The 26752-nt window shown below is 60.2% G+C and carries 22 protein-coding genes; 10 read left to right on the top strand and 12 right to left on the bottom strand.

The window, feature by feature from the left end; translation table 11 throughout:
- Nucleotides 1-3: 3 nt before the first annotated feature.
- Together H8B14_RS07785 and H8B14_RS07790 are read right to left on the bottom strand one after the other, a co-directional pair.
- A complete protein-coding gene (locus tag H8B14_RS07785) occupies nucleotides 4-948 on the bottom strand; it encodes an energy transducer TonB (protein WP_187315048.1) in 945 nt (314 codons plus the stop codon).
- 18 nt (nucleotides 949-966) lie between these two features.
- Entirely contained in the window at nucleotides 967-1902 is a 936-nt protein-coding gene (locus H8B14_RS07790; RefSeq protein ID WP_187315049.1) for a DMT family transporter, read from the bottom strand.
- Between the two features lie 130 nt (nucleotides 1903-2032).
- On the opposite strand from H8B14_RS07790, the gene H8B14_RS07795 reads away from it, so the two are divergent.
- From H8B14_RS07795 to H8B14_RS07805, 3 genes are all read left to right on the top strand, one after another.
- Entirely contained in the window at nucleotides 2033-3364 is a 1332-nt protein-coding gene (locus H8B14_RS07795; RefSeq protein WP_187315050.1) for a replication-associated recombination protein A, read from the top strand.
- A gap of 262 nt (nucleotides 3365-3626) precedes the next feature.
- Nucleotides 3627-5384, top strand: coding sequence for a signal peptide peptidase SppA (sppA, locus tag H8B14_RS07800; protein WP_187315051.1), 1758 nt, complete (start codon nucleotides 3627-3629; stop codon nucleotides 5382-5384).
- 131 nt (nucleotides 5385-5515) lie between these two features.
- Entirely contained in the window at nucleotides 5516-6334 is an 819-nt protein-coding gene (locus tag H8B14_RS07805; RefSeq protein ID WP_187315052.1) for a purine-nucleoside phosphorylase, read from the top strand.
- Nucleotides 6335-6426: 92 nt separating this feature from the next.
- On the opposite strand, the gene H8B14_RS07810 is transcribed toward H8B14_RS07805, so the two are convergent.
- From H8B14_RS07810 to H8B14_RS07830, 5 genes are all read right to left on the bottom strand, one after another.
- Nucleotides 6427-6855 carry a lipocalin family protein gene (locus H8B14_RS07810; protein ID WP_187315053.1) on the bottom strand — a complete coding sequence of 143 codons (429 nt, stop codon included), beginning with the start codon at nucleotides 6853-6855 and terminating at the stop codon, nucleotides 6427-6429.
- A gap of 105 nt (nucleotides 6856-6960) precedes the next feature.
- Nucleotides 6961-7794, bottom strand: coding sequence for a DUF4249 domain-containing protein (locus H8B14_RS07815; RefSeq protein ID WP_187315054.1), 834 nt, complete (start codon nucleotides 7792-7794; stop codon nucleotides 6961-6963).
- Between the two features lie 116 nt (nucleotides 7795-7910).
- Nucleotides 7911-10256, bottom strand: coding sequence for a TonB-dependent receptor (locus H8B14_RS07820; RefSeq protein WP_187315055.1), 2346 nt, complete (start codon nucleotides 10254-10256; stop codon nucleotides 7911-7913).
- Between the two features lie 106 nt (nucleotides 10257-10362).
- Nucleotides 10363-10671, bottom strand: coding sequence for a thioredoxin (gene trxA, locus H8B14_RS07825; RefSeq protein ID WP_187315056.1), 309 nt, complete (start codon nucleotides 10669-10671; stop codon nucleotides 10363-10365).
- A 149-nt stretch (nucleotides 10672-10820) separates the two neighbouring features.
- Nucleotides 10821-11273, bottom strand: a complete 453-nt coding sequence (locus H8B14_RS07830) for a hypothetical protein (RefSeq protein WP_187315057.1) — start codon at nucleotides 11271-11273, stop codon at nucleotides 10821-10823.
- A gap of 207 nt (nucleotides 11274-11480) precedes the next feature.
- On the opposite strand from H8B14_RS07830, the gene H8B14_RS07835 reads away from it, so the two are divergent.
- Nucleotides 11481-11813 (top strand): HNH endonuclease, encoded by a 333-nt coding sequence (locus H8B14_RS07835; RefSeq protein ID WP_261989932.1) that lies wholly within the window; start codon nucleotides 11481-11483, stop codon nucleotides 11811-11813.
- A 60-nt stretch (nucleotides 11814-11873) separates the two neighbouring features.
- Nucleotides 11874-12941, top strand: coding sequence for a DUF6687 family protein (locus H8B14_RS07840; RefSeq protein WP_187315058.1), 1068 nt, complete (start codon nucleotides 11874-11876; stop codon nucleotides 12939-12941).
- Between the two features lie 106 nt (nucleotides 12942-13047).
- On the opposite strand, the gene H8B14_RS07845 is transcribed toward H8B14_RS07840, so the two are convergent.
- Entirely contained in the window at nucleotides 13048-16482 is a 3435-nt protein-coding gene (locus tag H8B14_RS07845) for an AAA family ATPase (RefSeq protein ID WP_187315059.1), read from the bottom strand.
- Between the two features lie 158 nt (nucleotides 16483-16640).
- Here H8B14_RS07845 and H8B14_RS07850 point away from each other — a divergent pair, with 158 nt between their 5' ends.
- From H8B14_RS07850 to H8B14_RS07865, 4 genes are all read left to right on the top strand, one after another.
- On the top strand, nucleotides 16641-16994 hold the full coding sequence (locus tag H8B14_RS07850) for a DUF5713 family protein (RefSeq protein ID WP_187315060.1): 354 nt from the start codon (nucleotides 16641-16643) through the stop codon (nucleotides 16992-16994).
- 68 nt (nucleotides 16995-17062) lie between these two features.
- A complete protein-coding gene (locus tag H8B14_RS07855) occupies nucleotides 17063-17554 on the top strand; it encodes a nuclear transport factor 2 family protein (protein ID WP_187315061.1) in 492 nt (163 codons plus the stop codon).
- A gap of 505 nt (nucleotides 17555-18059) precedes the next feature.
- Nucleotides 18060-20369 (top strand): GH92 family glycosyl hydrolase, encoded by a 2310-nt coding sequence (locus tag H8B14_RS07860; protein ID WP_187315062.1) that lies wholly within the window; start codon nucleotides 18060-18062, stop codon nucleotides 20367-20369.
- A 24-nt stretch (nucleotides 20370-20393) separates the two neighbouring features.
- Nucleotides 20394-20888, top strand: coding sequence for a hypothetical protein (locus H8B14_RS07865; protein ID WP_187315063.1), 495 nt, complete (start codon nucleotides 20394-20396; stop codon nucleotides 20886-20888).
- A 292-nt stretch (nucleotides 20889-21180) separates the two neighbouring features.
- On the opposite strand, the gene H8B14_RS07870 is transcribed toward H8B14_RS07865, so the two are convergent.
- The 4 genes from H8B14_RS07870 to H8B14_RS07885 all read right to left on the bottom strand — a co-directional run bounded on the left by H8B14_RS07870 (nucleotide 21181) and on the right by H8B14_RS07885 (nucleotide 24946).
- Complete coding sequence (locus tag H8B14_RS07870) at nucleotides 21181-21411, bottom strand: hypothetical protein (RefSeq protein ID WP_187315064.1); 231 nt, start codon at nucleotides 21409-21411, stop codon at nucleotides 21181-21183.
- Nucleotides 21412-21567: 156 nt separating this feature from the next.
- A complete protein-coding gene (sbcD, locus tag H8B14_RS07875) occupies nucleotides 21568-22797 on the bottom strand; it encodes an exonuclease subunit SbcD (protein WP_187315065.1) in 1230 nt (409 codons plus the stop codon).
- A gap of 128 nt (nucleotides 22798-22925) precedes the next feature.
- Entirely contained in the window at nucleotides 22926-24302 is a 1377-nt protein-coding gene (locus H8B14_RS07880) for an MBL fold metallo-hydrolase (RefSeq protein ID WP_187315066.1), read from the bottom strand.
- 206 nt (nucleotides 24303-24508) lie between these two features.
- Nucleotides 24509-24946, bottom strand: a complete 438-nt coding sequence (locus tag H8B14_RS07885) for a hypothetical protein (RefSeq protein ID WP_187315067.1) — start codon at nucleotides 24944-24946, stop codon at nucleotides 24509-24511.
- Nucleotides 24947-25148: 202 nt separating this feature from the next.
- Between H8B14_RS07885 and H8B14_RS07890 the strand changes: the two genes are divergently transcribed.
- Entirely contained in the window at nucleotides 25149-26732 is a 1584-nt protein-coding gene (locus tag H8B14_RS07890; RefSeq protein ID WP_187315068.1) for an amino acid permease, read from the top strand.
- The last annotated feature ends 20 nt before the right edge of the window (nucleotides 26733-26752 follow it).

Consider the following 26752-nt stretch of genomic DNA (forward strand, 5'->3'; position numbering starts at 1 on the left):
GGGCTACTGCGGCAGGCTGATGCGCGCGCCTTCGTACAGCGCTTTGTTGTCAGGAGGAAATTGCGCGTCCAGTTGGGCTTTCTCGTTGAGAAAGCGCGGGGCATCCTGTTGCGAGAAATCCCACTTGCCCACGTAGTGCATCTGGCCTGGCTGCAGCGTGAAGTAGTAGCGCGTATCGGTGAGCTGGCCCTGGCCTGGTTTGCGCAGCGCATCAAGCCCATACGAGTACTCGTACCACTGCAGGGCGTAGCGGCCGGGCGGCAGTGCCACGCAGAAGCTGTTTTCGCTGCGGCTGCGCATGGCCGGCTTCACCAGAATCCGGTAGAACTTGCCGGAAGTTAGGTTAAGCACGCGCACATACTGGGGCAGCCCGCCGCTGCTGAAGCCAAGGCGCTGGATGCAGTTGCCGTACAGCACGCCTTTATCCGCAGGCAATACTTTGTTGTCGGCAGCGCCCCAGAGTCGGGTTGGCAGCACAAGGAACGGGCCCGGGTTGGCATCCAGCGAATCAGAAGCCGCCACCGGAGGCTCTTTGGTGAGGCTGAAGGTGAGCGGTACGGTGTAGACCACCTGAACCGGCTGCTTATTCTGGGTGCCGGGCTGCCAGCGCACGGCTTTCAGCCGCTGCGCCATGCGTAGCGCTTCCTCGTCCAAGTCGGCCCGCACGCCCTTCTTCACCTTGATATCGGCCACTTCGCCGGTGGGCGCCACTGCAAACGACAGGTACACTTTGCCCTGTACTCCGTCGCGCAGGGCTTTGGGCGGGTACTGCAGGCCGTCAGTCAGGAGCCGGAACAAGGCATCCGGGCCGCCCGGAAACACGGGCATAGTTTCCTGATAGGTGTAGGGCTTTTGAGTGGTATCGGGTGGGGCGGGTTGGTGCTGGGCCAGCGCCGGGCGGCAGGGCATCAGCCAAAGCAGGCCCATATAGAAGAGAACGTAGCGCATATCAACCCGCAAGTTACCCTAGTCCTGCACGGGTTCCAAGGGCACCGTTTGCGCCGCCACGGCCGGCTTGGGTTTGCGGCTCACCAGAAACACACCCCCGAAAATCAGCAGCGCCTGCCAGGCCCGGTCCCAAGTCAGCACGTCTTTGCCGAGGCTCACGGCAATGAGTACGGCCAGGGCCGGCTGCAGGTAGATATAGGCGCCCAGCAGGGCGGGGGAGGCGTATTTCAGGGCCCAGTTGTTGAGCAGGTAGGCCAGAATCGTGAGGCAAATCACCATGTAGGCAATGGCGGCCCAGATGCTGGCCGGGAAGTTGGCGTAGTCGGGTTGCTGCACCTGCTGCCAGCCGGCCGGCACCGCCAGGAAGGCGCCCACCAAAAAGATGCGGGCCAGCACCGTGAACGGGTGGTACTTGCGCATGAGTGGCATCACTAGCACCAGATACACCCCAAAGGCCGTGGCGTTGAGCAGGATGTAGACGTTGCCCAGCAGTCCATCCTGCCCACCGGCCGCCACGGGGCCTTTGCTCAGGATGATGCTGGCCGCGCCCGCGCCCGCCAGCGCTATACCCGCCAGCCGGGGCAGAGTAAGCTTTTCGCCTAGCAGCACCGCCGAGGCCAGCACCGTCACGACCGGGGCAATGGTCTGGATGAGCGAGGCGTTGATGGGCGACGTCAGGTTCAGGCCCGAGAAGAACAGCAGCTGATTCAGCCCGATGCCCAGAATACCGCAGGCCACCGCCCGCAGGTTATCGGCGCGGCCCTGGATGCGGTCCTGCGGCGCTACGATGCGGCTTACAATCCCGAAAAACACCGTCGCGCCTACCACCCGCAGCAGCACCAGCCCAAACGGCCCCATATACTGCGGCATTACATCTTTGGAAATACTGTAGTTGGCGGCGTAAATCAGGGCCACCACAAAAAGAGCCGAGTGGACCCTAGCGGAATTTTTCATTGCAGGCGAAGGTAGTAGCGCGAACTTTGTGGTTCGTGTATTTTGTGGTTCGCGTATAGCGAGTCCCCGGGGCAGTTGTTTCTGCCCAACATCCGGCGCCACCCGAAGTTTGTGCCCCATTCTCGCTCCTATGTCTACCGGTTCCCTTTTCGATTCCGACTCCAAGCCGTCCTTTATACCGCCGGCCGCGGCCAATGCGCCGCTGGCCGAGCGCCGCCGCCCCCGCACCCTGGCCGAGTACGCCGGGCAGCAGCACCTCATCGGGCCCGAGGGCGTGCTGCGCCGCTACCTCAGCGCCGGCCGGCTACCCAGCCTGATTCTGTGGGGCCCACCGGGCGTGGGCAAAACCACGCTGGCCAATCTGCTGGCGCAGGAGTTGGGCAAACCCTTTGCCTCGCTTAGCGCCGTGAATGCCGGCGTGAAAGACGTGCGCGAGGTGATAGAGCGGGCCCGCAAGCAACGCGGCACCGTACTATTCATCGACGAAATCCACCGGTTCAGCAAAAGCCAGCAGGATGCGCTGCTGGGTGCCGTGGAGCAGGGCATCGTCACGCTCATCGGGGCCACCACCGAAAACCCGTCGTTTGAGGTGATTCCGGCCGTGCTGAGCCGGGCGCAGGTGTACGTGCTGGAGCCGCTCAGCAAGGAAGTGCTGACCGGACTGGTAGACAAAGCCCTGGCCGAAGACGAGCAGCTACGCCAGCGCAAGGTGCGCATGCAGGAGTACGGCGCCTTGCTCACCATCTCGGGTGGCGATGCGCGCAAGCTGCTCAACCTGCTCGAAATTGTGGTAGAAGCCAGCCGCCCCGATCCGAAAACCGGCGAAGTCATCATCACCGACGAAGGCGTGCAGCAACTGGCCCAGCAGCATCTCGCCCGCTACGACAAAGGCGGCGAAATGCACTACGACGTCATTTCGGCCTTCATTAAGAGCATCCGCGGCTCTGACCCCAACGCGGCGCTCTACTACCTGGCCGTGATGCTGGAAGGCGGCGAGGACGCCAAATTCATTGCGCGCCGCCTGCTCATTCTGGCCTCCGAAGATGTGGGCATGGCCAACCCCAACGCCCTGATGCTGGCCCAGAGCTGCTTTCAGGCCATTGCCGTGATTGGCATGCCCGAAGGCGACATCATTCTGGGCCAGACCGTGGTATACCTCGCTACCTCGCCCAAGAGCAATGCCAGCTACAAGGCCATCCGGGAGGCGCGGGCGCTGGTACGGCAGCAGGGCGTGCAGCCGGTACCCATTCCGCTGCGCAACGCCCCTACCAAGCTCATGAAAGACCTCGGCTATGGCGGCCAGTACTTATACTCGCACGACTACCCCGGCAATTTTGCCTACCAGGAGTTCATGCCCGAAGCGCTCAGCGGCACCGTGTTCTACCACCCCGGCCACAACCCCGCCGAAACTAAGGTGCAGGAGCGCCTGCGCCAGCTCTGGGGCGAGAAGTACGACTATTGAATCACAGATGGTGCAGATAGAAAAGGATGGCACAGATGCAAGATCGATATAGAACGGCCCTGGTCCGGCGCCTTTCAAATCAATCCTGCATCTGCGCTATCGTTTTTGTTTGCACCATCTGTGTGATTAAAAAACCGTCCGATCAAGCCGTGCAGGCAGCCGAATCAATAACTTGCCGTCCGGTTGTTATACCTAAAGCAAAACGCTGCTTGCGTCGTCTGCATCTGCGTCATCCATCTTCATCTGCACCATCTGTGATTCCATGAGACAATTCTTTAAGTACGTGCTGGCCACGCTCACCGGCCTGTTCGTGTTCGGGCTGGTAGGCTTCCTGCTGCTGATTGGCTTTGTGGCCGCGCTGGCTTCAACAGACAGCGAAGTAAGTGTCGCCAGCGACTCGGTGCTGGAACTCAAGCTCGACAAGCCCATTGGCGAGCGGGAAAGCCGCACCTCGTTCGGCTCCATCGTCAGCTCCCAGGCCGACAACATCGGCCTCGACAACCTGAAAGCCACGCTGCGCCGCGCCAAAAACGACTCCGACATCAAGGGCGTCTTCCTGAACGTGGAGCTGGTGCAGGCCGGCATGGCCTCGCTGGAGGAAATCCGCAATGCGCTGCTGGACTTCAAGAAGTCGGGCAAGTTCGTGGTGGCCTACGCCGATGCGCAGTCGGAGAAGAGCTACTACCTCACGTCCGTCGCCGACCGTATCTACCTCAATCCGCAGGGCACGCTGGAGTTCAACGGCCTCAGTTCCGAGACGATGTACTACAAAAACCTGTTCGAGAAGGCCGGCATTCAGCCCCAGATCTTCCGGGTAGGCTCGTTTAAAAGCGCCGTGGAGCCGTTTTTCAGGGAGAATATGTCGGATTCGGCTCGCCTGCAGACGTCGTCATTCCTGAACTCCATCAACGACTTCATGCTGGGCCACATTGCCACGGCCCGCAAAATCGCGCCCCAGCGCCTCAAAACCATCAGCGACTCGATGCTGGTGCACAACGCCGACGACGCCAAGCGCCTTGGCCTCGTCACCAACCTCGGCTACTACGACCAGGCCCTCGACTACATGAAAGGCAAGCTGGGCGTGGAGAAGGACGAGAAGCTAAGTGTCGTGAGTTTGAGTGATTACAGCAAAGCCGACGACGAGGAAAGCAGCACCGGCAGCAGCCGGATTGCTGTTATCTACGCCGAGGGCGACATCGTGACCGGTAAGGGCAGCGGCAGCAGCATCGGCAGCACCCGCTTCGCCGAAGCCATCCGCAAAGCCCGCCTTGATGACAAGGTGAAGGCCGTGGTGCTGCGCGTGAACTCGCCCGGCGGCTCATCGCTGGCTTCCGACATCATCTACCGTGAGGTGATGCTGACCAAGAAAGTGAAGCCAGTAATTGCCAGCATGTCGGACGTGGCGGCTTCGGGTGGCTACTTCATTGCCATGGGCTGCGACACCATTGTGGCTCACCCGAACACCATCACCGGCAGTATCGGCGTATTCGGCGTGCTGCCCAACATTCAGCCGCTGCTGCGCGACAAGCTGGGCGTGACAACGGACCGCGTGACAACCGGTAAGTTCTCGGACTTCCCGACTATCACGCGCCCGCTCACGCCGTTCGAGCAAAGCCAGTTCCAGCAGGAAATCAACCGCATCTACGCCGACTTCACCACTAAAGCGGCGCAGGGCCGCAACATGCCCGTGGAGCGTTTGCGCGGCTATGCTTCCGGCCGGGTGTGGTCGGGCTCCGAAGCCAAGGCCCGCGGCCTCGTAGATGTGCTGGGTTCCATGGACGACGCGCTGCGCATTGCGGCCCGCCGCGCCAAGCTCAAGGAAGGCGACTACACACTGCAGGCCCTGCCGCGCCAGAAATCATTCATGGAAAGCTTCTTCAGCGGCATCAACGAGGAAGTGCGTATGAGTTTGGTGAAGCAGGAAATGGGCCCAATGTTTCCGGTGTACGAGCAGTACAAGAAGCTCTCGGAAATGAAAGGAGCCCAGGCCCGGATGCCGTTCGAGTTAAATATCCAATAACCCGTCGAATGTCATGCAGAGGCGTAGCCGAAGCGTCTCGCGTGCTGATGTTATGGTACTAACCCTGCGTCAGCACGCAAGATGCTTCGGCTACGCCTCTGCATGACATTCTTCTCTGTGTCTCCACCTACATGCAACACCTCCACGAAGCCACCAACCACATTCGCCCGCTGCTGCAGGGCTTTGAGCCCGAGTTCGGTATCATCCTCGGCACCGGGCTGGGCGCGCTGGTCAAGGACCTGACCATTCACCACACCATTCCGTACGCCAGCATCCCGAACTTCCCAGTTTCGACGGTGGAAAGCCACTCCGGCAATCTGCTGGCCGCCGAGCTGGGCGGCCGCCGGGTGCTGGTGATGCAGGGCCGCTTTCACTTTTATGAAGGCTACACCATGGAGCAGGTGGTGCTGCCGGTGCGCGTGATGAAGATGCTGGGCATCAAAAAGCTGTTCGTGAGCAACGCCGCCGGCGGTCTGCACCCCGACATGAACTACTCGGACCTGATGCTCATCGACGACCACATCAACCTGCAGCCCAGCAACCCGCTCATCGGCAAGAACCTCGACGAGCTGGGCGCCCGCTTCCCTGATATGCTGGAGCCCTATGACGCCACGCTGCTGCGCCAAGCCGAGGAAGCCGCCCGCAGCCTCGGCTTTGCCGATAAAGTGCGGCGCGGCGTGTACGTGAGCGTGCCCGGCCCCATGCTGGAAACGCCCGCCGAATACCGCTACCTGCGCACCATCGGGGCCGATGCGGTAGGCATGAGCACGGTGCCCGAGGTTATTGCGGCCGTGCATATGGGGCTGCCGGTGCTGGCTGTCAGCGTCATCACCGACCTCTGCTCACCGGGCAAGCTCAAGCGGGTGGAAATAGCCGACATCCTGCGCGTGGCCGCCGCCGCCGAGCCCCGCCTCACGGCGCTGCTACAGGCCGTTATTGCGCAGCAGTAAATGCGCAGCCTGGGCTGCAGCCCGTAGAGTATTGCCGCACAAAAAAGGCCGCTGCACCATGCAGCGGCCTTTTTTGTGCACGAATCAGTGGCTTATGGCTGAGCCGAGAAAGTGTAGACTTCCTGCTGATTGTCTTTGTTAAGCCAGCCATACTGCAGGCCCGTATCGGAGATGCTGACGAGATTGTACTGGTGATTTTCACCTTTATGGTCGGTGAAGTGAAGCACGGCGTCGTTGTTCATCAGCATCCAGGTGCCGGTGTAGGTGGTGCCGTTCACGAACTGGTTTTCGGTGTAGGTGCCATCGGCGCGAAACGTGAGACTGAACCGGTCTTTGATGCCGGTGCCAGCGCTGATAACCTGGTTGTTTTCCCGGATTTCATCGAGGCGCCAGCTGCCGGTTGTGAGGGTTTGAATAGGGTCGAAGGAAGGAGTCAACTCAGCCTCTTTCTGGCAGCTGCTGAAGGCAACGCTGAGTACAGCCAACAGGCAAAATAAGCGGGTGAAATAAGATAAGCGCATCGGGTAGGGAACAGGTAAATGTGAAAGGATATCTGGTAGAGTAGCGAAGTCTTGGCAACGTTGTATGTCACCGAGAATTTATCCCATCAGCCGCCCATAGGTCCGCTACGGAATGATGATCTGCTTCCGGTCGTAGCTGAGCACGGTGAATACACCCAGGCCACCCTGCACGGTGCTTTTGATGGCCGACGGCTGCGAAAAAGGGTTGCCGTTGGCGTTGCGCGCGTCATTCACCGACTGCCGGAACAGGTAATAGGGCTGGTCGAAGTGGTAAAGCGTCACCAGCAGCGTGTCGCCGGGGTCGAAACGGTAGCTGGTGCCGAGCGTGTAGGGCCTGCCGTCATTCAGGCGGTCCTCTACGTCGTAGTCGATTTCCGGTTCATCCGAGATACTGTCGCGGTGAATCTGCAGCCGGTAGTAGTCGCCCAGGCCGGCCGGGTCGCGGAAGTTGGTTAGCACGTAGGCTTCGCGCTGGGCGGGTGGAAGGTCGTTGAACTTGTATTCCAGCGAGTCGATGGGCACCCGCGTCGGGACGGTGGCCGTGCCGGTGAGGCGGCGGCCTTTGGTGTCCACCACTTCCAGGCCGAAAACGTCGCCGGGGCGCGCTACTATCGGCCGCCGGCCCATGTGGGTGTAGCCTTTGCCCGTCACCGGATCAACGCCCGGAAAGAACCGGATAACTTCCACCTGCCCGTTGGCCAGCGTGAGGCGCACCGTTACGTCGGTGGGCAGCACGGGGTCGGGGCTGGCCAGGTAAGGCACGGTTTCCGTCACGGTAAGGCGCGGAATCTGGCCGTCTTCGAGGTAGCATTCTGCTACCAGCTGGGCTGGCAGGGCTGGCAACTCCACATCGATATCCTGCTCCAGGTCGCAGGAAGACACTAAGCCAGCCAGCACCAACAGGCTAGCGGCAGTGCGCAAAGCTGAAAAACGCGTCATGAAACCAGGCATAAGCAGAGAAGGGCAGAAGTAAGCAGCAAAGCGGCGTCAGTCACGAAGCAAACCAGCCCAGACCGAGCCGTTTACATAATCCGGCAAATTCGCTGAATCCGTGATTAAAACTTGAAGTTGTAGGTGACGGCCGGAATAGTCGGAAACAAGGACACCTGCCGGGCGCGGTAGCTAGTGACGGGCGTATCCTCGCCGCCGGCCCGCACCTGGTCGAAGTACACGAAATAGGGGTTGCGGCGGTTGTAGGCGTTGTACACGCTGAACGTCAGGTCGGATTCCGGCACCCAGCGGTTGGGCTTTAGCTTCCATACCAGCCCCAGGTCCAGGCGGTTGTAGGGCGCCAGGCGGTAGGTGTTGCGGTCAGGATATACGGGCACCGCCGACAGGTCGCCGCCGAAGATATCCTGTACGGCAAAGCGGGCCGCAGGCAGCGTGGTGGCGTTGCCGGTGGTGTACACAAACGAGCCGGTGAGGTTGAGGCGCTCCGTGAGCTGGTGCAACACCACCACGGTCAGGTTGTGGCGCCGGTCGTAGCTGGGATAGAACACGCGGCCCTCATTGATGCCGGTGGTGCCGCGCTGGGGCAGAAACTGGCGCTTGCTCCAGCTCAGCGTATACCCGATCCAGCCGGTGGTACGGCCGGTTTTCTTTTCCAGGTACAGCTCATTGCCATAAGCCCAGCCCTTGCCGAACAGAAACTCCGAGTCCAGGTCCGGATTCACGAACAGCTGGGCGCCGTCTTTGAAATCCACCTGATTTTGCGCCCACTTGTAGTATACCTCGTTGGTGAGCAAATATTTGCCGTTGCCGAGCAGGAAGCTCACGCCGCCGGCCACCTGCTGCGAACGTTGCGGCTTCACCGACAGCCGGGACGGATACCAGATGTCGGTGGGCAGCGTGGCGCCGGAGTTCGTGACGAGGTGCACATACTGATACATCAGCGCGTAGCTGGCCTTGAGCGAGGTTTTGGGCGTGAGCGAGTAGCGCGCCGAACCGCGCGGCTCCAGCCCCCCGTAGCTATTCGAGCCACTCTGAAAACCGCTCAGGCGCAGGCCATATTCCAGCTGCAGCTTGTCGGTAGCCTTGAAGTTGTCGGAGGCGTAGAGGCCGCCTTCCAGCCCGCGGTACGCCACATCGGACCCAATGCTGAGGCGGCCATCCGAAGATCCGGCCTGCAGGCGGCCCACGCCAAAGCGGTGGTTAACGAGCTGGGCCCCGAACTTAAAAGCGTGCCGGTCGTTGGGCGTGTAGTCGAGGTCGGAGCGCAGCGCCAGGTCCTGAATATCGGAGGCCAAGTTGAAGCTGAACTGGTCGAGCTTGTTGGTGACGTCGTACTTGTAGTTGGTGTACGAGGCCGTGGTATTCAGAAACAGGCGCTTGTTGAACACGTGGCTCCAGCGCGCCGCGCCCAGCGTGTTGCCCCAGCTGAAGTTGAAATCAAAACCGCCCTGCGAGCCGAACCCGAAGACGTCGCGCCCCAGATAACCGCTCAGAAACACCTGGTCTTTGTCGCCGAGCGTGTAGTTGGCTTTGGCGTTGAAGTCATAGAAGTAGTAGTCGGGAATGGGGTTGTAGTCGGGGTTGTCTTCGCTGAGCTTGTTGATCTGGCGCGTGAAAACGTCGAAATACGTGCGCCGCCCCGACAGTAGAAACGAGCCTTTGTTTTTGACAATGGGCCCCTCCACCGTCAAACGGGACGAAATCAGGCCGATGCCGCCGCTGGTCACCAGCTTCTGCTTGTCGCCCTCGCGCATCTTCACGTCAATCACCGACGACAGCCGCCCGCCGTACTGCGCCGGGAAGCCGCCTTTGTAGAGGTCCACGCTTTGCACGGCATCGGGGTTGAACACCGAAAACAGCCCGAACAGGTGGGCCGGGTTGTACACCACAGCATCATCCACGAGCACCAGATTCTGGTCGGAGGAGCCGCCGCGCACAAACAGGCCGGAGGTGCCCTCGCCGCCATTCTGCACACCGGGCTTGAGCTGCAGGGTTTTCAGCAAATCCACTTCCCCAAACAAGGCGGGCAGTAGCTTGGCTTCGGCGGCCGTGAGGCGCTCCACGCTCATCTGAGTGGTTTGCAGCTTTTGCTCCAGCGTGCCCGAGCCTTCCACCACCACCTCGCCCAGCGTGTTGCTGCTCTCGGCCAGCGTGAACGACAAACGCTGGGCGCGCGTCAGGTTCAGGTCGCGGTTCTGGCTCTGGTAGCCGATAAAGGAAATAACCAGTTGATGGCGTCCAGCTGGCAACAAAAACGAATAGAAGCCGGTCGAGTCGGCGGTGGCACCGGCCGCCAGGGCCGGCACGGCTACCGTAGCGCCGGGCAGCCCGTTGCGGTTGGCGTCGCGGATAAAGCCGCTAAGCTGGTAGCGTTCCTGCGCCTGGGCCGCCGAAATGCCCAGCACACTCCACAGCAGCACTAACCCAACCAGAAACAACAAGTAGCGCATAAGCATAAAGCAGAACGAAGGTAGCAAAGGTACATGCCCTGCACTGCCCAACACCTGCCTAGCCCCGATGGTTTGGCCGCCGTTCCGATTACTATGCCAGAGGCATCTAGCTCAGGAAAGGTTGTACGGCCTGCGCAAGTTGCGTGGCCGGTACTGCCCCAGCCTGCCGCCACACCGGCTGGCCTTTATGGAAGAGAATCAGCGTGGGAATACTCTGCACGCGGAATTGCTGGGCTGCCGCCGGGTTACGGTCCACGTCTATTTTAATGATCTTGAGTTTGCCCTGATGTTGCTGCGCTACCTGTTCCAGCACGGGCGCCATGGTTTTGCACGGGCCACACCAATCGGCATAAAAATCGACTAACACCGGCATGCCGGGGCTGTTGATGAGGTCAGAGAAAGACTTTTTAGGCATGGTAGTACGGGCAAAATGTGACAGAGGCCTTTGTAGCAGCCTCCAAAAAAGATTGATACGTAAAACCGTGTGTGGTGCCTAGCATAAGCACAAAAAAGAGGCCCACAGCTATAGCTGCGGGCCTCTTCATATAAGGCTTTTGAGTGCGTTTAAGGCTTCTTTGCCTCAATAACCGACACGTCGTTAGTGGTTTCAGGTAAAGAGAACTTGCCACCCACCACTTTTTTGCCAGCTACCTGGCACTCCCAGCTATAGCGGCCAGGCAGAGCGCGAGCTGCTTCACCGGTTTGGGTCTTGAAGTAGTCGGCCTCCGAAGGCTCCGATGGAAAAATGACGTCTACGCCATTCTGGCCACCAGCTACTTGCTTCACCAGGATGTATTCTTTGCCGGTTATCTGGTTGGTTACCACAAACTTAGCTGTGTAGCCGCCCAGCTGACCGAACTTGTCCATTACGCCCAGCTTGAGGTAGGGGTCCGTAGAAACCATCCAGGTCTGTGCATGTGCCTCGGATGGAGCCAGGCACCACAGGGCCACCAGCAAACCCGATATCCGCAACAGTGACGATAAATGATGGAAAGGAGAGAGAGTAGAAATGCGCATGGGCAACAAGGTAAAGGTGAAGTATATCGCAGGAAGATGCTAAAAGGGAAAAAATCAGGACTGCCGCATGCTGAGTAGCTGTAGCCCAACCAAATATAGAAGTATTTCGACACGTGCTGTATGGGTGGATTTTATTTTTTTGTGGTTCTATATTCTTTCTGACAACTGAAAACTGGTTCTGGCTTTCCCTGTTGTCTGCCATTGCCTATGCCTCGTCGCCATCGTCAAAATGCTCCGGATTTCCTGTCGGTCCCTCGTACAGCGGCGGCCGAAACCCGGTGCGGTTTGTGTGAGCGGGAAGTGCAGCAAACGTCCCGCCACCACTTGGTGCCCCGGGAGGAGGGCGGCCGCCACGGCCCCGTAGTGGAGTTGTGCCAGCCCTGCCACAGTACCGTGCACTTGCTCTTGGATAATAAAGAGCTGGCGCGGCGCTACAACACCATAGAACGCCTGCGTGAGGCCGAAGAGCTGCAGAAATACCTGCATTGGGTGCGCCGCAGCCGGGTGGAGCGCATCAGCAACCGCCGGGCCCGGCGCTGAAGGACTGGTGCAGCCGACCGGGCTGCTACCTTTGGGCGGATTTAACTGATCTGACTTCCGGTGAAATACTTCGTGCCTTTCCGGCAGCTACGGCAGCAGCCAACTATTGTAGTGGATAGCACGGGCCTGGGAGCCAGCCTCACGCTGGCGCACTGGCGCGGGGCCGCCACGCCCGAACCCCTGCGCGACGACACCAGCGCCGGCTCGGTGCTGCGGGCCCTGCATCAGCCCCGCACGCCTGGCCTGGAGGCCGAAGCCGTTACGGCCAACCACTTTGATATTGATGGGTTTGTGGGCGTATGGGCGCTGCTGAATCCCGAGCTGGCCCTACGCCACGAGCACCTGCTGCGCCTGGTAGCTACCCTCGGCGACTTCCGGGAAGCTGACTGGCAGGACCCGCTGGCCGACCAGGCCCTGCAGCTGGTGTGCTGGCTGAATGCCGAGGAAAAAGCCCGGTTTTATGAGCCCTTTGGGGCCCCGGCCCGGCGCCGGCGCGAGGATGAGGCCTCGGCGGAAAAGTTCGACTGGTTTCTGTCCCGCTTTGCCGGGGTGCTGGAAAACCCTGAAAGCGGCCGCGCCGCCTGGGAGCCAGAGTACCGGCGCGTGCAGCAAGGGGTAGCCGCCATGCAGCATCCCGGCACCACCGTGCGCCGTTACCCGGAAATCGGGCTGACGGTGGTCCGGACGCCGGAGCCGCTGCCCTATTACGCGCTATTTGGGGCCACCGTCGGCACCGATATGGTGCTGAGCCTCTACGAGGGGCAGCGCTACGAGTTCGAGTACAAATACACCACCTGGGTTGACCTGGAAAGCAGGCCTACCCTCCCGCGTCTGCCCCTGGATGCGCTTACGGACCGCCTGAACGCCCTGGAAACTACCGCCCGGCGCTGGACCTTCGACGGCATCACCGATACTGGCCCCCTGCTGCGCTTGGGCGGCAAAACCCTGAGCAAAGTGCAGCGCTACGCCGACCCCGACCAGCGCCCCATTCACGCATCCTCCATCCCACCCGCGCAGGTGGAGGAAGAAGTAGTGAAGTTTTTCCGGGCAGGCTACGCCGGCGTTGAGCCCCGCCGTTACTGGACCTGGGCCGAAATCCGGGCAGCGGGCTTGGCAGAATATCAGTAGGCAACGCGGCACTGCCATCCCGAGCGAAGGAAGCTGGGGTATATATCAGGAGGTAGACCCAGATTCCTCCTGTTGGTCAGAATGACAGCACCGTCGGCGCAGCTGGTTACACTTCCTCCCCAAACCCCAGCACCCGCAGGGAGCTTACGCCCCCGGCGCCTTTGTGCACGCTGATTTGGGTAGTAATGCGCTCCTTCAGGCCCTCGACGTGGGAAATGATGCCGATGGTTTTGCCGGTGCCCTGGAGCAGTTCCAGGGCCGAGAGGGCCACGTCCAGGGTGTCGGGGTCGAGAGTTCCGAAGCCTTCGTCGATGAACAGGGTGTCTATCTGGGTGCGGCGGCCAGCCAGTTCCGACAGGCCCAGGGCCAGGGCCAGGCTCACCAGAAAACTCTCCCCGCCCGACAACGAATTCATGGTGCGCACGGCCCCGGCCTGGTAATCATCCTGAATCAGCAGGTCCAGGTGCTGCTCGGGGTTGCGCAGGATGCGGTACCGGTCGGTGAAGCGGTGCAGGTGGCGGTTGGCCAGGTCCACGAGGCGGGCCAGGGTGAGGCCCTGGGCAAACTCGCTGAACTTCTTGCCATCAGCTGAGCCAATGACTTCGGCCAGCTGCCGCCAGCGGGCGGCTTCCTGCTGCTGCTTTTCGAGCTGGGTTGCCAGGGCGGCGTGGCGCTGCTGTCCGGCCTGGTGGGCCTGCAGGCGCTCCTGGCGCTGGCCCAGCTGCTGGTTTAGCGTGGCTAGCTGTTGGGTAATAGTCGCCAGTTGTTGGTCGATGTATTCCGGCGGCTCCGGGGTAAGAGCGCGCTCCTCCTCGGTTTGCAGCAGGGCAGCGGTTTCCTGCAGTGCTTCGGCGGCCAGGGCTACCTCCTGCTCGTGGCGGCGCAGCTGGTTGTGCAGGGTCTGGAGTTCCGGGTCGGGGAGGAGCAGGGCGGGCAGGGCGGCGGGGTTGGGGGTGAGGCCGGCGGCGCTCAGGTCCGCTACCAGGGCCGCGTGCTGCTGCTGCCGGGCCTGCTCCTGGAGCCCGGCGTCCTGCTCGCGCTGCTGCAGGGTGCCGGCGGCCACCGTGTACGCCGTTTCGTGCTGTTGCTGCTGCTGCTCGGTTTGCTGGCGCTGCTGCCCGGTGGTGTATACGGCCTGCTCCAGCTGCTGCCGCACCTGAGCTACGTTGGGCTCCGCCAGCAATTCAGTGCGCTGCTGCTGCTGGCGCTGAATAGCCGCATACTGATCCACCAGACCCTGCTTGCGGACTTTCAGCCAGGCTTGCAGCTCCTGCTGATCAGCCTCGGCTTTGGCGGCTTCCACGCTCACGCCGCCCAACTCTTGCCGGGCTGTGTTGAGCTGCCGGGTTTTCGCCTCAAACTCCGCAATGCGCTGGCGGGCCAGCTCCATCAGGGCCTGCCCGTTTTCGTTGCCGAACGGCAGGCTGAAGTACTGGGCCTGGCTCTGGATGGTGGCCCGCACGGGCAGCACCTGGTCTTCGGCGTCGGTTAGCTCCTGCTGCAGTTTGGCGGCTTCTTCGGTGTAGGCCTGGTGGTGGCGCACGGCGGCTTCGTGCCGGGTCTGGGCCTGCTGCAGGTGCTGGTCGGCGGTGGTGAGCTGCTCCCGCAGCTCCCGCAGCGTCTGCACCAGCTGCTTTACTTCCTCGGCGGCGCTTCGCTCGGCGGTTTCGGGCAGCAGCTGAATGGTGCCGGCAGGGGCGGCCGCGGGTGCCGGGCCCGTCTGCTCCAGCATGGTTACGTAGGTGTTCAGGCGGTTAAACCGCGTGCCCAGGGCCCGCACCTGTTGGCTCAGTTGCTCTTCCCGCTGCAGGTCGCGCTGAAACGAGTCTTCGCTTACGCCCAGCACGCCGACCACGTAGGGGTGCTCGGTGGCGCCGCATACGGGGCAGGGCCGGCCCGTTTCCAGCAGCTGGCGGGTTTCAGTGTGTGAGAGGATGAGCTGCTGCATCTGCAGGCTGCGCCGTAGGTCGTCCCAGTGCTGCTGCTGCTGCTCCTGCTCCTGATGGAGGCTGCGTACGTGGTAGTGCAGGCGCTGCAACCACTCGTCGCGGGCCGTGCTGGCCTCCTCAAAACGGGCGGTGTGGGCCCGCAGCAGTTGGCGGGCCCCCTCGGCGGCCTGCTGCTGGGTGGCTGCTTCGGTGGCGGCTTGCTGCTGGCGCTGCCGGGCTTCGTGCAGGCGCTGGCTTAGCTGGCCCAGGGTGGTTTTCAGGCCGGCCCACTGCTGCAGGTTGGCCGACAGCTCGGGCAGGTCGGCGGCCAGTTCGCTCACCACAGCATTCAGCAGCAGCCACTTTTCCGTTTCTTTCACCTGCTCCCGCAGAATACCGGCGCGCTGGCCTGCCTGCTCGGCCGCCAGTTTCAGGCGCTTGCACTGCTCGTTTTTCTCCTCGTACTCGTCCTTGCCCTGCGTGAGCTGACGCTGGGCCTCGGCCATCAGCAGATCCAGCTGCTCGGCCTCGCGCAGCCTGGGCTCCTGGGTTTTGTAGGTGGTGGTGGCCGTTTCGTGGGCTTGCTGGGCGGCGGTACGGGCCGTTTCGGCGGCGGCGCGGCGTGCCTGCAGCTGGGGCAGCTGGGTGCGCAGCTGCTCCACTTCCCGCTGCAGGCGCGCCAGCTGCTCGTCGGCCTGGCGCAGCAGGGCGTAAGCGGTGGCGAAGGGGGCGGCTTGCTGGTGCAGGGCCAGGCGCTGGCGCAAGGGGGCCAGGGTTTCGGTTTGAGCGTTAAGCTGCTGCTGGCGCTGGCGGGTGGTGTGCAGCTTCTGGCGCAGCTCCTGCAGGCGCCGGTGCCACTGCTGCGCCTCGCGCAGCTGCTCCTGGGTGGCGGTGGCCGCGGCCAGCTGCCCGGTCAGGTCCTGCACTTCGCCTGCCAGAAACTCCACCTCCGCCGCCGAAAGCAGCGCAACGCCCTCCAGGCCCTGGCGCAGCTGCTCGACCACCAGGTTTTCCTGCTTGGCCCGCTCAAACGCCGCCCGGGAAATATCGGAGTACTTGCGGGTATCGGTAATTTTTTCCAGCAGCTGGGCCCGCTCGCCGGCCGGCGCCTTCAGGAAACGGGTGAAGTCGCCCTGGGCCAGGAGCACGGAGCGCAGAAACTGCTTGTATTCCAGCCCGCTCAGCTCGGCCACGCGCGGGGGCACCTTCGACTTATAGGTTTCCAGGAAGGGCCAGGTTTCGGTGCCGTCCTCGGCCATTTTCCGCTCACTCAGCTCCATTTTGGGGTCCTGCAGCGGGCCTTCGGGGCGGCGGCGGGCCCGGTGCTGACCCCACTTGCTGCGGTACTGCTGCCCGTTTACTTCAAACTCCACCTCGGCCCAACTCTCCCCGGTACCGTGGCTCATCACGTGCTCGGGCCCGCTGCTCTCGTGCCGGGGCACCTGCCCGTAGAGGGCCAGGGTAATGGCGTCGAGGATGGTGGTTTTGCCCGCGCCGGTGGGGCCGGTTATGGCAAACAGGCCCGCATCGGAGAGGGGAGTTTGGCTGAAATCAACGGCATGCTCCCCGCGCAGGGAATTGAGGTTGAAGAAACGGACGCGAAGAATTTTCATCAGGAAGCAAAACCGGGGTTGGCGCAATCCGTTGCGCGCCCAATTAGCCGGTAAGATACGGCTCGTAGGCCAACTTTAAGCCTTTCGGATGGCCGCTGTGCGTTTGTACAGTGACAGCAGAAGTCGGTTATTTGAGCATCAGTAGACCTCAGATACGCATGGCCAAAAAACAGGATAATCTCGAAAATGAAGCAGTCAGAAAGTATGCTTTCCTACAGGAGATGTACCAGGACGAGTACTTTCCAAACAAGCTGGTAGACAAAGGCAAAACCATTTTGGTAGGATTGTGCTTCGAAATCGAACGGCAGCAACCCCAATCACTAGACGATTTGTACGAGTTGACCCACGCGGCAACGGATAAATTCAATGAGTTGCAGGAGGCGTTTGATGAAGCGGATAGTGAAATAGAAACGGGCGCGCGCGAGTGTATTGCAGAGGACTTCGAATTTGTAGCAAAGGCTTATGGTTTTGAGGCCGACGTAGAAGAACTGATAGCCACCAGAGAGTGGTAGAGTCTGCCGAATAATACGCTACACATTCACAGCCTATCTTCCCACTTCCACCATCATTCACTGCCCCGATGAAATACCTGCCGCTGGCCACGCTGCTTCTGCTCTTCACGGGGGCCTGCGCGCCCGTACGCCCTGCCACAACCGCCGCTTCCGCAACCCCGCCGCCGGTGGCGCCGGAGCTATACCGCACCATCGCCCGGCAGGACAGCCTGATGTTCGTGGCCTTCAACCAGCACGATGTAGCCACGCTGCAAACCTTCTTTGCCGAAGACCTGGAGTTCTACCACGACAAGGGCGGCCTGGCCAACTTCCAGCAAACCATGCAGGGTTTCCGGAACCTGTTCGATCAAAACAAAACCACCGGCCTCAACCGCCAACTTGTGCCCGGCACCCTGGAGGTGTACCCCATCCACAACTACGGGGCCGTGGAAACCTACCAGCACCGCTTCTGCCACGTAGAAAACGGCCGCGACGACTGCGGCACCTTCAAGAATATGATGGTGTGGCGCCTACGCGACGGGCGCTGGCAGGTGACGCGGGTGGTGAGTTATGGGCACTGATACCTTTAGTTACTGTGCTTTTAATAGGGAAATAAATTGGAATGATACGAGTTGCAATTGCTATACTGGTTGCTGCTGGCTTATTCAGCTTCGACTCCAAAGATTCACTGAGAAACCGACAGACTACCTGCCAGGATAAATGGCAGTATAGTGTTAGTCGTGAGAATACAAGAGGTAAAGTTATTTTTCACGAGAATCCAGATGCTTTGTGTGGGATAGTCCCAACTGCCTCCGTAACGCTAGTGAGAACGGCAGAAGGTGATACGATAAGGGTTCTAGAACTGTGTAACCTGAGTAAGAAATTTGCTAATGGAGAATTGGTGGTGATACATCCAGACGCAATTCCGGAATTAGTGAATGTTGATGTGCCCGTCGATCCACGAGCCTGCTCACTTAAGCAGACATACTTTGGAAAGATTGAATCTATTCCGAAGCGGTGAGTAAGTAAGCTATAAATAGCAGACTCACTCCCTACCTTACCAGCTTCAACGCCACATTGAAGCTGATGAAACTCCTGCCGCTCGCCGCGCTGCTTTTCGCGTCCTTTTCCACCCTCGCCCAGAAAGCTAAAACCACCGAAAACCTGGTGCAGTACGCCAAGCCGCTGGTGGGCACGGCCCGGATGGGGCATACCTACCCGGGAGCTACGGTGCCCTTCGGTATGGTACAACTCTCACCTGATACCGACACGCTCAGCTATGAACTGAACGGCAAGTACAACCCCCGCGTGTACGAGTACTGCGCCGGCTACCAGTACGCCGATAAAACCATCGTCGGTTTCTCGCACACCCACTTCAGCGGCACCGGCCACTCCGATTTAGGCGACTTTCTGGTGATGCCCACCACCGGCCCGCTCCAACTCAACCCCGGTACCGCCGACCAGCCCGAGCGGGGCTTCCGCTCCCGCTTCTCGCACCAAAACGAGGTGGCCGAGCCGGCTTACTACCGCGTAAAGCTCGATGACCACGACATCCTGGCCGAGCTGACGGCCTCCAACCGGGTGGGCATGCACCAGTACACGTTTCCGCAGTCGGACCAAGCGCACATCATCCTCGACCTCACGGCCGGCATTTACAACTACCCCGATAAGAACGTCTGGACCTTTGTGCGGGTGGAAAACGACACGCTAGTAACCGGCTACCGCCAAACCCACGGCTGGGCCCGCACCCGCACCCAGTACTTCGCCATGAGCTTCTCGAAGCCCTTCGTGAGCTACGGCAGCCGCAACCTCTCCCAAAAGCCAGTGTACCGCGGCTTCTGGGGCCGCTTCGACCAGAGCCAGAACTTCCCCGAGCTGGCCGGCGAGCAGCTGCGCCTGTTCTTCGATTTCAAGACTACGGCAGGGGAGAAGGTAAAGGTGAAAATGGCGTTGTCGGGGGTGAGCACCGAGGGGGCGCTGCGCAACATGCGGGCCGAGGTGCCGGGCTGGGACTTTGAGGCAGTGAAGCGGGCGGGGCAGGCGCAGTGGCAGCAGGAGCTAAGCAAAGTGGTGATGGAGTCGCCGAAACGGGCTGACAAGGAGAACTTCTACACCGCCATGTACCACGCCGCCCTCAGTCCCACCACCTACATGGACGTGGATGGGCAGTACCGGGGCCTCGACCAGAACATTCACCGGGCCGAGGGCTTCACCAATTACACCACCTTTTCGCTCTGGGACACCTACCGCGCCCTGCACCCGCTCTACAACCTGCTGCAACCCAAGCGCAACGCCGATATGGTGCAGAGCATGCTGGCCCACTACGACCAGAGTACCCTGCACATGCTGCCCATCTGGAACCATTACGCCAACGAAAACTGGTGCATGATTGGCTACCACTCGGTGCCCGTGATGGTGGATGCCGTGCTGAAAGGCGTGGTGCCCGCCAGCCAGGCCCAGCGCGCCCTTGATGCCTGCGTGGCCACGGCCCACCAGTCGCGCTTCGATGGTATCAGCTACTACGAGCAGCTCGGCTACGTGCCCGAAGACAAAAGCGGCTCCTCAGTATCCAAAACCCTGGAATACGCCTACGACGACTGGTGCATTGCCCAACTGGCCAAAAAGCTGGGCCGGACGGACATCGAAGCAGAGTTCAGCAAACGGGCCCAGAACTGGCAGAACGTATATGACGCGCGCATCAACTTCATGCGCCCCCGCCTCGCCGACGGCAGCTTCCGCCCCCGCTTCGACGTGCTGAGCACCCACGACCAAGGCTTCATCGAGGGCAACGCCTGGAATTACAGCCTCTACGTGCCGCAGGATCCGGCCGCACTCATTGCCAAAATGGGCGGCGAAAAGAAGTTTCTGCCCCACCTGGATTCGCTGTTCACCATGCACCTGCCGGATAAGTTCTTCGCTGAAACCGAGGACATCACCCGCGACGGTATCATCGGCAACTACGTGCACGGCAACGAGCCCGCCCACCACGTGGCCTACCTCTACAACTGGACCAGCCAGCCCCACAAAACCCAGGCCCGCGTCCGGATGATTCTGCCCAAAATGTACCGCCCCACCCCCGACGGCCTCGGCGGCAACGACGACTGCGGGCAGATGTCGGCCTGGTATATCTTCTCGGCCCTGGGCTTCTACCCCGTAGCTCCCGGCTCCCCGGAATACGCTCTCGGCAGCCCCGCCGTGCACGGTGCCACCCTCAACCTGGAAAATGGCCACACCTTCCGCATCACCGTCAAAAACCAGAGCGACAAAAACGTGTACGTGAAGGAAGCCCGCCTCAACGGCCAGAAACTCACCCGGCCGTTTTTGCAGTATGCCGATGTGGTAAAGGGTGGGGAGTTGGTATTTATGATGACGGGAAAGCCGTCTGTATATAAATAATTTTAAACTGTCAAATAAGGAGCTATGATAACTGACAAAAGCAGAATATTGAAAGTGCTGAAAGCTGCACTCCGTAACACCTACTACACACGATTTATCTATTATATAACTGCTTTTGAATGTGAGTTATTTAATGATGAATTGGATATCAGCGCTTATCTTGTTTTTAGTGAAATTGAGTTAGCTGATAAGGATGAGTGGAGTAGATGGATAACATCAGCTCCGTTTGATATTGAGAATTACAACGGCCCAGAAGAACCTGCCAGAGTGTTTCTAATGGGTTTACTGACGCAGGCCACGCTTCAGCATGTAGAAGAAGAAAACGAAGGCACTTTGATAATTACTTTCCAGAATGACATGCGGGTAAGATTGGTGGGTGAAACAGGGATTGAAGATAATTCTTGGAACATTGAATTTAGAAACGCTTACGGTGAAAAAATAGGTAATTGCGCATCCTCATTTAATAAAATGTTCCTAACTATGAGCGAAGAGTTATCAAATAAACTAAGCGTGATTTAACTCAATTACAATTATTTATTCTCTTCTTTTAAAACTATACATTAGCAAGAAGTGAAGACCAGAGGGACGAAACAGCAAATGCCTCGTCAACTTATGACACGATACCCAATGACTACGACAAGTTTGTGCTCATCATGGACGCTGACGGCAACAAAATTGAGCTAGAGCCTGCAGGCTAGGTTGCGCTCCGCATGACCGTTTAAACATCTTCAGAAGAGTACGGATAAAAAATAAACTGCCCGCCCCACGCCAATACGGACGCGGGGCGGGCAGTTTATTGTCGCAACGAGAGCTACTTGTTGCCGATAAAGTTTGGGGTGCTGACGCTCCGGTTTTTGTTGCGGTTATAGAGGTAGGCCGCACCGGCGGCCAGTAGAGCGCCGCCCAGCAGCTTGCGGCTTCCGCCGGAGCGAGCTGGCGTGTTATAGGTGCCAGTAGTATTCACGGCTTTTCTGCCGCCAAACAGGCCTGAAATCAGGCCACCCAGTGTACCGCTCGGGCGGTCAGAACCAAAGATGCTCATAAGTGACAGAGGAAATGGTGGAGCATATATAACGCGGGCCGGCGCGCCCAGGTTGTTCCGGCCAAAGGGGCAAGAGCGAATCTGACGACCTATTACTGTCGCCGCTATACGTGGTCCATCTGAGCCAATACAATGTGGAAGCCCTGTTTGGCTTCGTTACAGTTGCTCCAACAGCTCATCAAACGTGCGCAGCAGCTCGGCCCGGCTGGCTTCGGGCTCGGCATCCAGACGCTGGCTGAATACTTCACGCTCCGTGAAATCGTGGAGGCTGGGCGTGAGGGGCTCGTTGGGTTCGGCATCGGCGCCGAGGGCGCGGAGCTTGATCAGGCGCAGGTGGCGGCGGGCCAGTACTTCCAGCTGCTGCCGGTCCAGATTTTGAATCACCTGCAGCAGGGCGTCGGCCACTTCCAACTGGGTGAGTTCGGAGTGTACCTGCACATCAACCCAGGCCGGGAGCAGGAAGCCGGCGTTGTTGTATGCGGTGAGGCTCTGCGTTACTTCTTCCAACGTGCCATGAAAGCGCACCAGCCGCCGGGCACCGGGAACGGCCAGGCTTTGCAGACCGGTCAGCTTGCCGCCAATAAAATCGAGGAGCACCACTTCCTTTGGATGATCAATTTCCGAAAATGACAGCGGAATAGGCGAGCCTGAGTAGCGGATGTGCTCCCGGCCGCCCACCCGCTGCGGCCGGTGCAGGTGGCCCAGCGCCACATAGTCGAATACGCTGGGGAAGTGCTCGGCCGTCACCTGGCCCAGGTTGCCTACGTGGATGGTGCGCTCGGAATCGGAGGGGGCAGCGCCGGCGGCGTAGAGGTGGCCGGTGGCCAGCACAGGCAAGCCCAGGTCTTTGAGTTGCCACACCTGCTCTATTTCGGCCAGGCGGGCGTAGTGGTCGGCAATGCCTTGCTTGATACGGGCTTCGCGCTCCTCGGCGGTTTCGCCGGGCACCGAGAGGCGCACGTCCCGGTCGCGGAGGAAGGGCACGGCACACACCACCAAACCAGGCTGGCCGGCGGCATCATCCAGTACCAGCACCTGGTCGTCGAAGCAGTCGGGTACGCAGCCCACCACGTGCACGCGCAGGTGGCGCAGCAGCCGGGCCGGGGCATTGAGGGTGGCCGGCGAGTCGTGGTTGCCGCCCACTACCACAATGTCGCGGCAGCCGGTGCCACGGATGCTGAGCAGAAAAGAGTAGTACAGTTCCAGCGCCTGGTTGGAAGGCGAGCCGGTATCGAAAATGTCGCCGGCAATGACCAGCACTTCCACCTGCTGCTCCCGAATGGTTGTCACCAGCCAATCCAGGAAATGACGGTGCTCATCGGTTCGTTCGTGGCCCTGGATGAAACGCTGGCCCAAGTGCCAGTCGGCGGTGTGTAGTACGCGCATGCTGTGGTAAGGAAATCGAGCCAGGAGTTGGTTCCCGCGAAGGGGTACCTAAGAAAAACGCAAAGGTCCGCAGAGAAAAACCTCCACGAACCTCTGCGTTTCACCGTAATGAATTTCAGCGCGAAAGGTTAATGAACTGCCTGAGGCTGAAATGACGTAATGGCTTCTCCCAAATCATACACGGTGGCGCCTGGCAAGGCTGCCTGCACAATGCTGGTGCCGGCCGCCGAGCGGTAGCCGCCGGCACAATGCACCAGTACGGGCTTATCGGTCGGAATTTCGTGGGCCCGCTCGCGCAGCTCGGGTAGCGGAATCACCAAGGCGTTGTCGAAGACAGGCTGCTGGGCTTCGGGGCGGTTGCGGATGTCCACGATGGTGAAATCCTGGGGCTGCTGGCGTACCTGCTCCACGTCCACGGCAGGCGAGGTAGCGGGCATGTCGCGTGGCGTAAGAATTGCACCGCGCACGTTGCCTTCGTAGCCGATTTTGGCTGTTTTACGAATAACGGTATCCAGGGCAATCTGCGAGTCGGCCAGCAGATAAAACGGCTCGTCAGGCCCGATAATGGAGCCTAGCCAAGTTTCAAATTTGCCGCCGTCCATCAGGTTGATGGCGCCGGGCAGGTGGCCGGCCCGGAACTCGGCGGCCGGGCGGGTGTCAATCAGCAGCACGCCGGACTCCAGATGAGCATCCGGAAACAGGCGCGGTACGGCACGAATGCTGTCCTCAAAAGGCAGCGCGCCTACTTTGTTAAGCACCACATCATGCCCGAAGTACTTGGGCATAAAGGGTTGGTCTTCGAGCAGTACCCTGATGAACTCGTCCTGCGACATAGGCTGCAGGGCGTAATTGGTTTTCACTTCCTTGCCGATGGTGCTGTCGAGGTCGGTGCTGGTGGTTTTGCCGCACAACGAGCCGGGGCCGTGGGCCGGGTATACCTTGGTAGTGGCCGGCAGCGTCATAAGCTTCTCGCGGGTGCTGTGGTAGAGCTGGGCGGCCAGGCCTTCGCGGCTGTGGCCGCCTACCAGGTCAGACTCGCGCAGGTCGGGGCGGCCCACGTCGCCTACAAACAGCGTGTCGCCGGTGAATACGGCGCGGGTCTGGGCCAGCTCATCCATCAGCAGCACGCTGATGGAGTCGGGCGAGTGGCCGGGCGTGTTGAGGGCATGCAGCTCGATGCTGCCCAGCGTGATTCGGTCGCCGTCATCGAAGGCTTCGTGCGCATAGCCGGCTTTCACCAGCTTGCTGACGTAGATGGTGGCGCCGGTTTCCTGGGAGATTTCCAGGTGGCTGCTCACGAAATCGGCGTGGGGGTGGGTTTCAATAACGGCCACGATTTTGGCGTCGTGCTCGTCGGCGAAATCGTAGTAGGGCTGCGGGTCGCGGGCCGGGTCGATGATGGCTACCTGGCGGCCACTGCGGATGGCGTAGCTGGCGTGGGCCAGGCCTTTATCGTAGAACTGCTGAATTTGTACCGAGCCGGTACTACTGGGCAGAGGACTCATGAGGTGGAGGATGTGGTGGAGTACGCCGCAGGGGCGTACTTCTTCAAATATAGGACCCGAAGGTAAGTGGAACAAGCAGAAGCGGACATGGCTGGCCGCTAAGTGGCAGGCTGCAGAAACAACTGGTGGGGGCCGCAGCGGGTTGCCGAATAAAAAAAATCCCCGGCCAGAGGTGGCCGGGGATTTTTGGTGCTACGAAGCTGTAGCTAGCTTTTTCGGTTCAGGCGGCCTGCCTTTATTTTTGCTTTGCGCTTGTCGGTGCGGTCTTCGCGCAGCTTTGTGTATTGGGCATACTGCTCGGCTGTAAAGACGCCTTGCAGCTGAGTGTCGTATTTTTCCTGCACCGCTTTCAGTTCCTGGCCGGCACCCTGGCGATTTTCGGCGGCGGCATATTTGCCGCGCAGGGCTTGCAGCTCCTGGTTTTCAGCCAAGGTAATGGTTTGCACTTTGGCGCTTTGCTCGGCCGAGAGGCCAAGCTGCTGGGTGAGGCGTTTGGTTTGCAGGTCGGCGCGCTGCTCGGGCGTGCGGGCAGCGTCCTGCAGGCGTTCGGCACCCATGCGGGAAGTGGGAGCGGTAGTGGTTTGGGCGGAAGTAGTGCTGGCCGATACCAGAGCGGCGGCAAGCAGGACAAGCAGCTTTTTCATGATAAGGAAGTCTATGGGTGTGGTTATGGCCAGTTGGAGTAGTAGCGGCACCCGGAGTTTAATCTGGTGCCTGCCGCACCAGCTAATCGTAAGCTGCTAGCTTGGCAAGCACAGAAACGCCTATATTCGGGGCCTCGCAACGGCTTGCAGGCCGTTGGTAATATTGTATCACCTCTACATTTTCCTCTCTCTCCAAACCTGTATGGCAAATATTTTCGCCAAAAAACCGCTGGCCCAGCTGCTGGGCGAGGCTAATTCCACCGGGCACGGCACGCTGAAGCGCACGCTGGGCGCCGGCAACCTCGTAGCCCTTGGCGTGGGCGCAATCATTGGGGCTGGCCTGTTTGTGCGTACGGCGGCTGCGGCTGCGCAGGCCTCCGGGCCGGGTGTTACGCTGGCCTTCATCGTGGCCGCTATCGGCTGCGTATTTGCCGGCCTCTGCTACGCCGAGTTTGCCGCCATGATTCCGATTGCCGGCTCGGCTTACACCTACGCCTACACCACCATGGGCGAGTTTGTGGCCTGGATTATCGGCTGGGCCCTCATCATGGAATACGCCCTGGGGGCCGCCACCGTGAGCATTGCCTGGAGCGAGTACCTGAACAAGCTCTTAGAGGTCTTTGGCACCAGTGTACCGTATAATCTGAGCCACTCTCCTTTCGAAAGTGCTGTGGTAGATGGCGTTACGCAACACGGCCTCATCAACCTGCCGGCGTTGCTGGTGATTGTGGCGCTGTCGTTGCTGCTCATCAAAGGCACCCAGGAGTCGGCTATGTTCAATGCCATTGTGGTGTTCCTGAAAGTGGCCATCGTGCTGGTATTCATTGCGGTAGGCTGGCAGTTTATCAACCCCGCCAACCACACGCCCTACCTGATTCCTGAAAATGCCGAGCCCGTGAAAAACGCCGCCGGTACTGTTGTGCGTGAGTATACAGCCTGGAACAAGCACGGCTGGGGCGGTATTCTGGGTGGCGCGGCCATCGTATTCTTTGCCTTCATCGGGTTTGATGCTGTGAGCACCGCAGCCCAGGAAGCCAAGAACCCCAAGCGCGACATGCCCATCGGTATCCTCGGTTCGTTGGCTGTGTGCACTGTGCTCTACATCCTGTTCGGCCACGTGCTGACGGGCGTGGCCAACTGGCGCGAATTTGCTGATCCGGCTTTGGGCGGTGAGGCTTCCGTAACCTACGCCATTAAGGCGCATATGCCCGGCTACGAGTGGTTGGGTACGGCCGTGACGCTGGCTATTCTGCTGGGCTTCTCTTCGGTAATTCTGGTGATGCTCATGGGCCAGAGCCGCGTGTTTTTCTCGATGGCCAAAGACGGCCTGATGCCGAAGGCCTTCTCCGAGCTGCACCCGAAGTTCAACACGCCGTATAAGTCCAACCTGGCGCTGCTGGTGTTTGTGGGGGGCTTTGCGGCCTTCGTGCCTGGCTCGCTGGCCGGCGACCTGACCTCATTCGGCACGCTGCTGGCCTTCGTGCTGGTGTCGGCTGGTATCTGGATTATGCGCCGCTCCGACCCCACGCAGCACCGTCCGTTCCGGGCGCCGCTATCGTCGCCGTCGTTTCCCTTTGTGCCTGTGATGGGCGTGCTGGTGTGCACCAGCATGATTCTGGCCCTCGACTCGTTCACGCTGAAAGTGGCTCTGGGCTGGATGATCCTCGGTTTTATTGTGTACTTCCTGTATGGCAAGCGCAACTCCATGCTGCAGAAAGGCATTGTGGTGATGCCCACTGAAATGGAAGAGCAGGCCTTCATAGAGCCCGACAAAAACAACCGGTAATACTCCGGCTTATTACCACA

The organism is Hymenobacter puniceus, from assembly GCF_014333525.1.
GTDB lineage: Bacteria > Bacteroidota > Bacteroidia > Cytophagales > Hymenobacteraceae > Hymenobacter.

Bases quoted from the DNA above. Each gene is read 5' to 3' on its own strand.
- H8B14_RS07790 (WP_187315049.1), bottom strand. From the start codon at position 1,902: ATGAAAAATTCCGCTAGGGTCCACTCGGCTCTTTTTGTGGTGGCCCTG.
- H8B14_RS07865 (WP_187315063.1), top strand. From the start codon at position 20,394: ATGATAACTGACAAAAGCAGAATATTGAAAGTGCTGAAAGCTGCACTC.
- H8B14_RS07860 (WP_187315062.1), top strand. From the start codon at position 18,060: ATGAAACTCCTGCCGCTCGCCGCGCTGCTTTTCGCGTCCTTTTCCACC.
- H8B14_RS07815 (WP_187315054.1), bottom strand. From the start codon at position 7,794: ATGACGCGTTTTTCAGCTTTGCGCACTGCCGCTAGCCTGTTGGTGCTG.
- H8B14_RS07795 (WP_187315050.1), top strand. From the start codon at position 2,033: ATGTCTACCGGTTCCCTTTTCGATTCCGACTCCAAGCCGTCCTTTATA.
- H8B14_RS07885 (WP_187315067.1), bottom strand. From the start codon at position 24,946: ATGAAAAAGCTGCTTGTCCTGCTTGCCGCCGCTCTGGTATCGGCCAGC.
- H8B14_RS07880 (WP_187315066.1), bottom strand. From the start codon at position 24,302: ATGAGTCCTCTGCCCAGTAGTACCGGCTCGGTACAAATTCAGCAGTTC.
- H8B14_RS07805 (WP_187315052.1), top strand. From the start codon at position 5,516: ATGCAACACCTCCACGAAGCCACCAACCACATTCGCCCGCTGCTGCAG.
- sppA (WP_187315051.1), top strand. From the start codon at position 3,627: ATGAGACAATTCTTTAAGTACGTGCTGGCCACGCTCACCGGCCTGTTC.
- H8B14_RS07845 (WP_187315059.1), bottom strand. From the start codon at position 16,482: ATGAAAATTCTTCGCGTCCGTTTCTTCAACCTCAATTCCCTGCGCGGG.
- H8B14_RS07890 (WP_187315068.1), top strand. From the start codon at position 25,149: ATGGCAAATATTTTCGCCAAAAAACCGCTGGCCCAGCTGCTGGGCGAG.
- H8B14_RS07785 (WP_187315048.1), bottom strand. From the start codon at position 948: ATGCGCTACGTTCTCTTCTATATGGGCCTGCTTTGGCTGATGCCCTGC.
- trxA (WP_187315056.1), bottom strand. From the start codon at position 10,671: ATGCCTAAAAAGTCTTTCTCTGACCTCATCAACAGCCCCGGCATGCCG.
- H8B14_RS07855 (WP_187315061.1), top strand. From the start codon at position 17,063: ATGAAATACCTGCCGCTGGCCACGCTGCTTCTGCTCTTCACGGGGGCC.
- H8B14_RS07835 (WP_261989932.1), top strand. From the start codon at position 11,481: ATGCCTCGTCGCCATCGTCAAAATGCTCCGGATTTCCTGTCGGTCCCT.
- H8B14_RS07850 (WP_187315060.1), top strand. From the start codon at position 16,641: ATGGCCAAAAAACAGGATAATCTCGAAAATGAAGCAGTCAGAAAGTAT.
- H8B14_RS07810 (WP_187315053.1), bottom strand. From the start codon at position 6,855: ATGCGCTTATCTTATTTCACCCGCTTATTTTGCCTGTTGGCTGTACTC.
- sbcD (WP_187315065.1), bottom strand. From the start codon at position 22,797: ATGCGCGTACTACACACCGCCGACTGGCACTTGGGCCAGCGTTTCATC.
- H8B14_RS07820 (WP_187315055.1), bottom strand. From the start codon at position 10,256: ATGCGCTACTTGTTGTTTCTGGTTGGGTTAGTGCTGCTGTGGAGTGTG.
- H8B14_RS07830 (WP_187315057.1), bottom strand. From the start codon at position 11,273: ATGCGCATTTCTACTCTCTCTCCTTTCCATCATTTATCGTCACTGTTG.
- H8B14_RS07870 (WP_187315064.1), bottom strand. From the start codon at position 21,411: ATGAGCATCTTTGGTTCTGACCGCCCGAGCGGTACACTGGGTGGCCTG.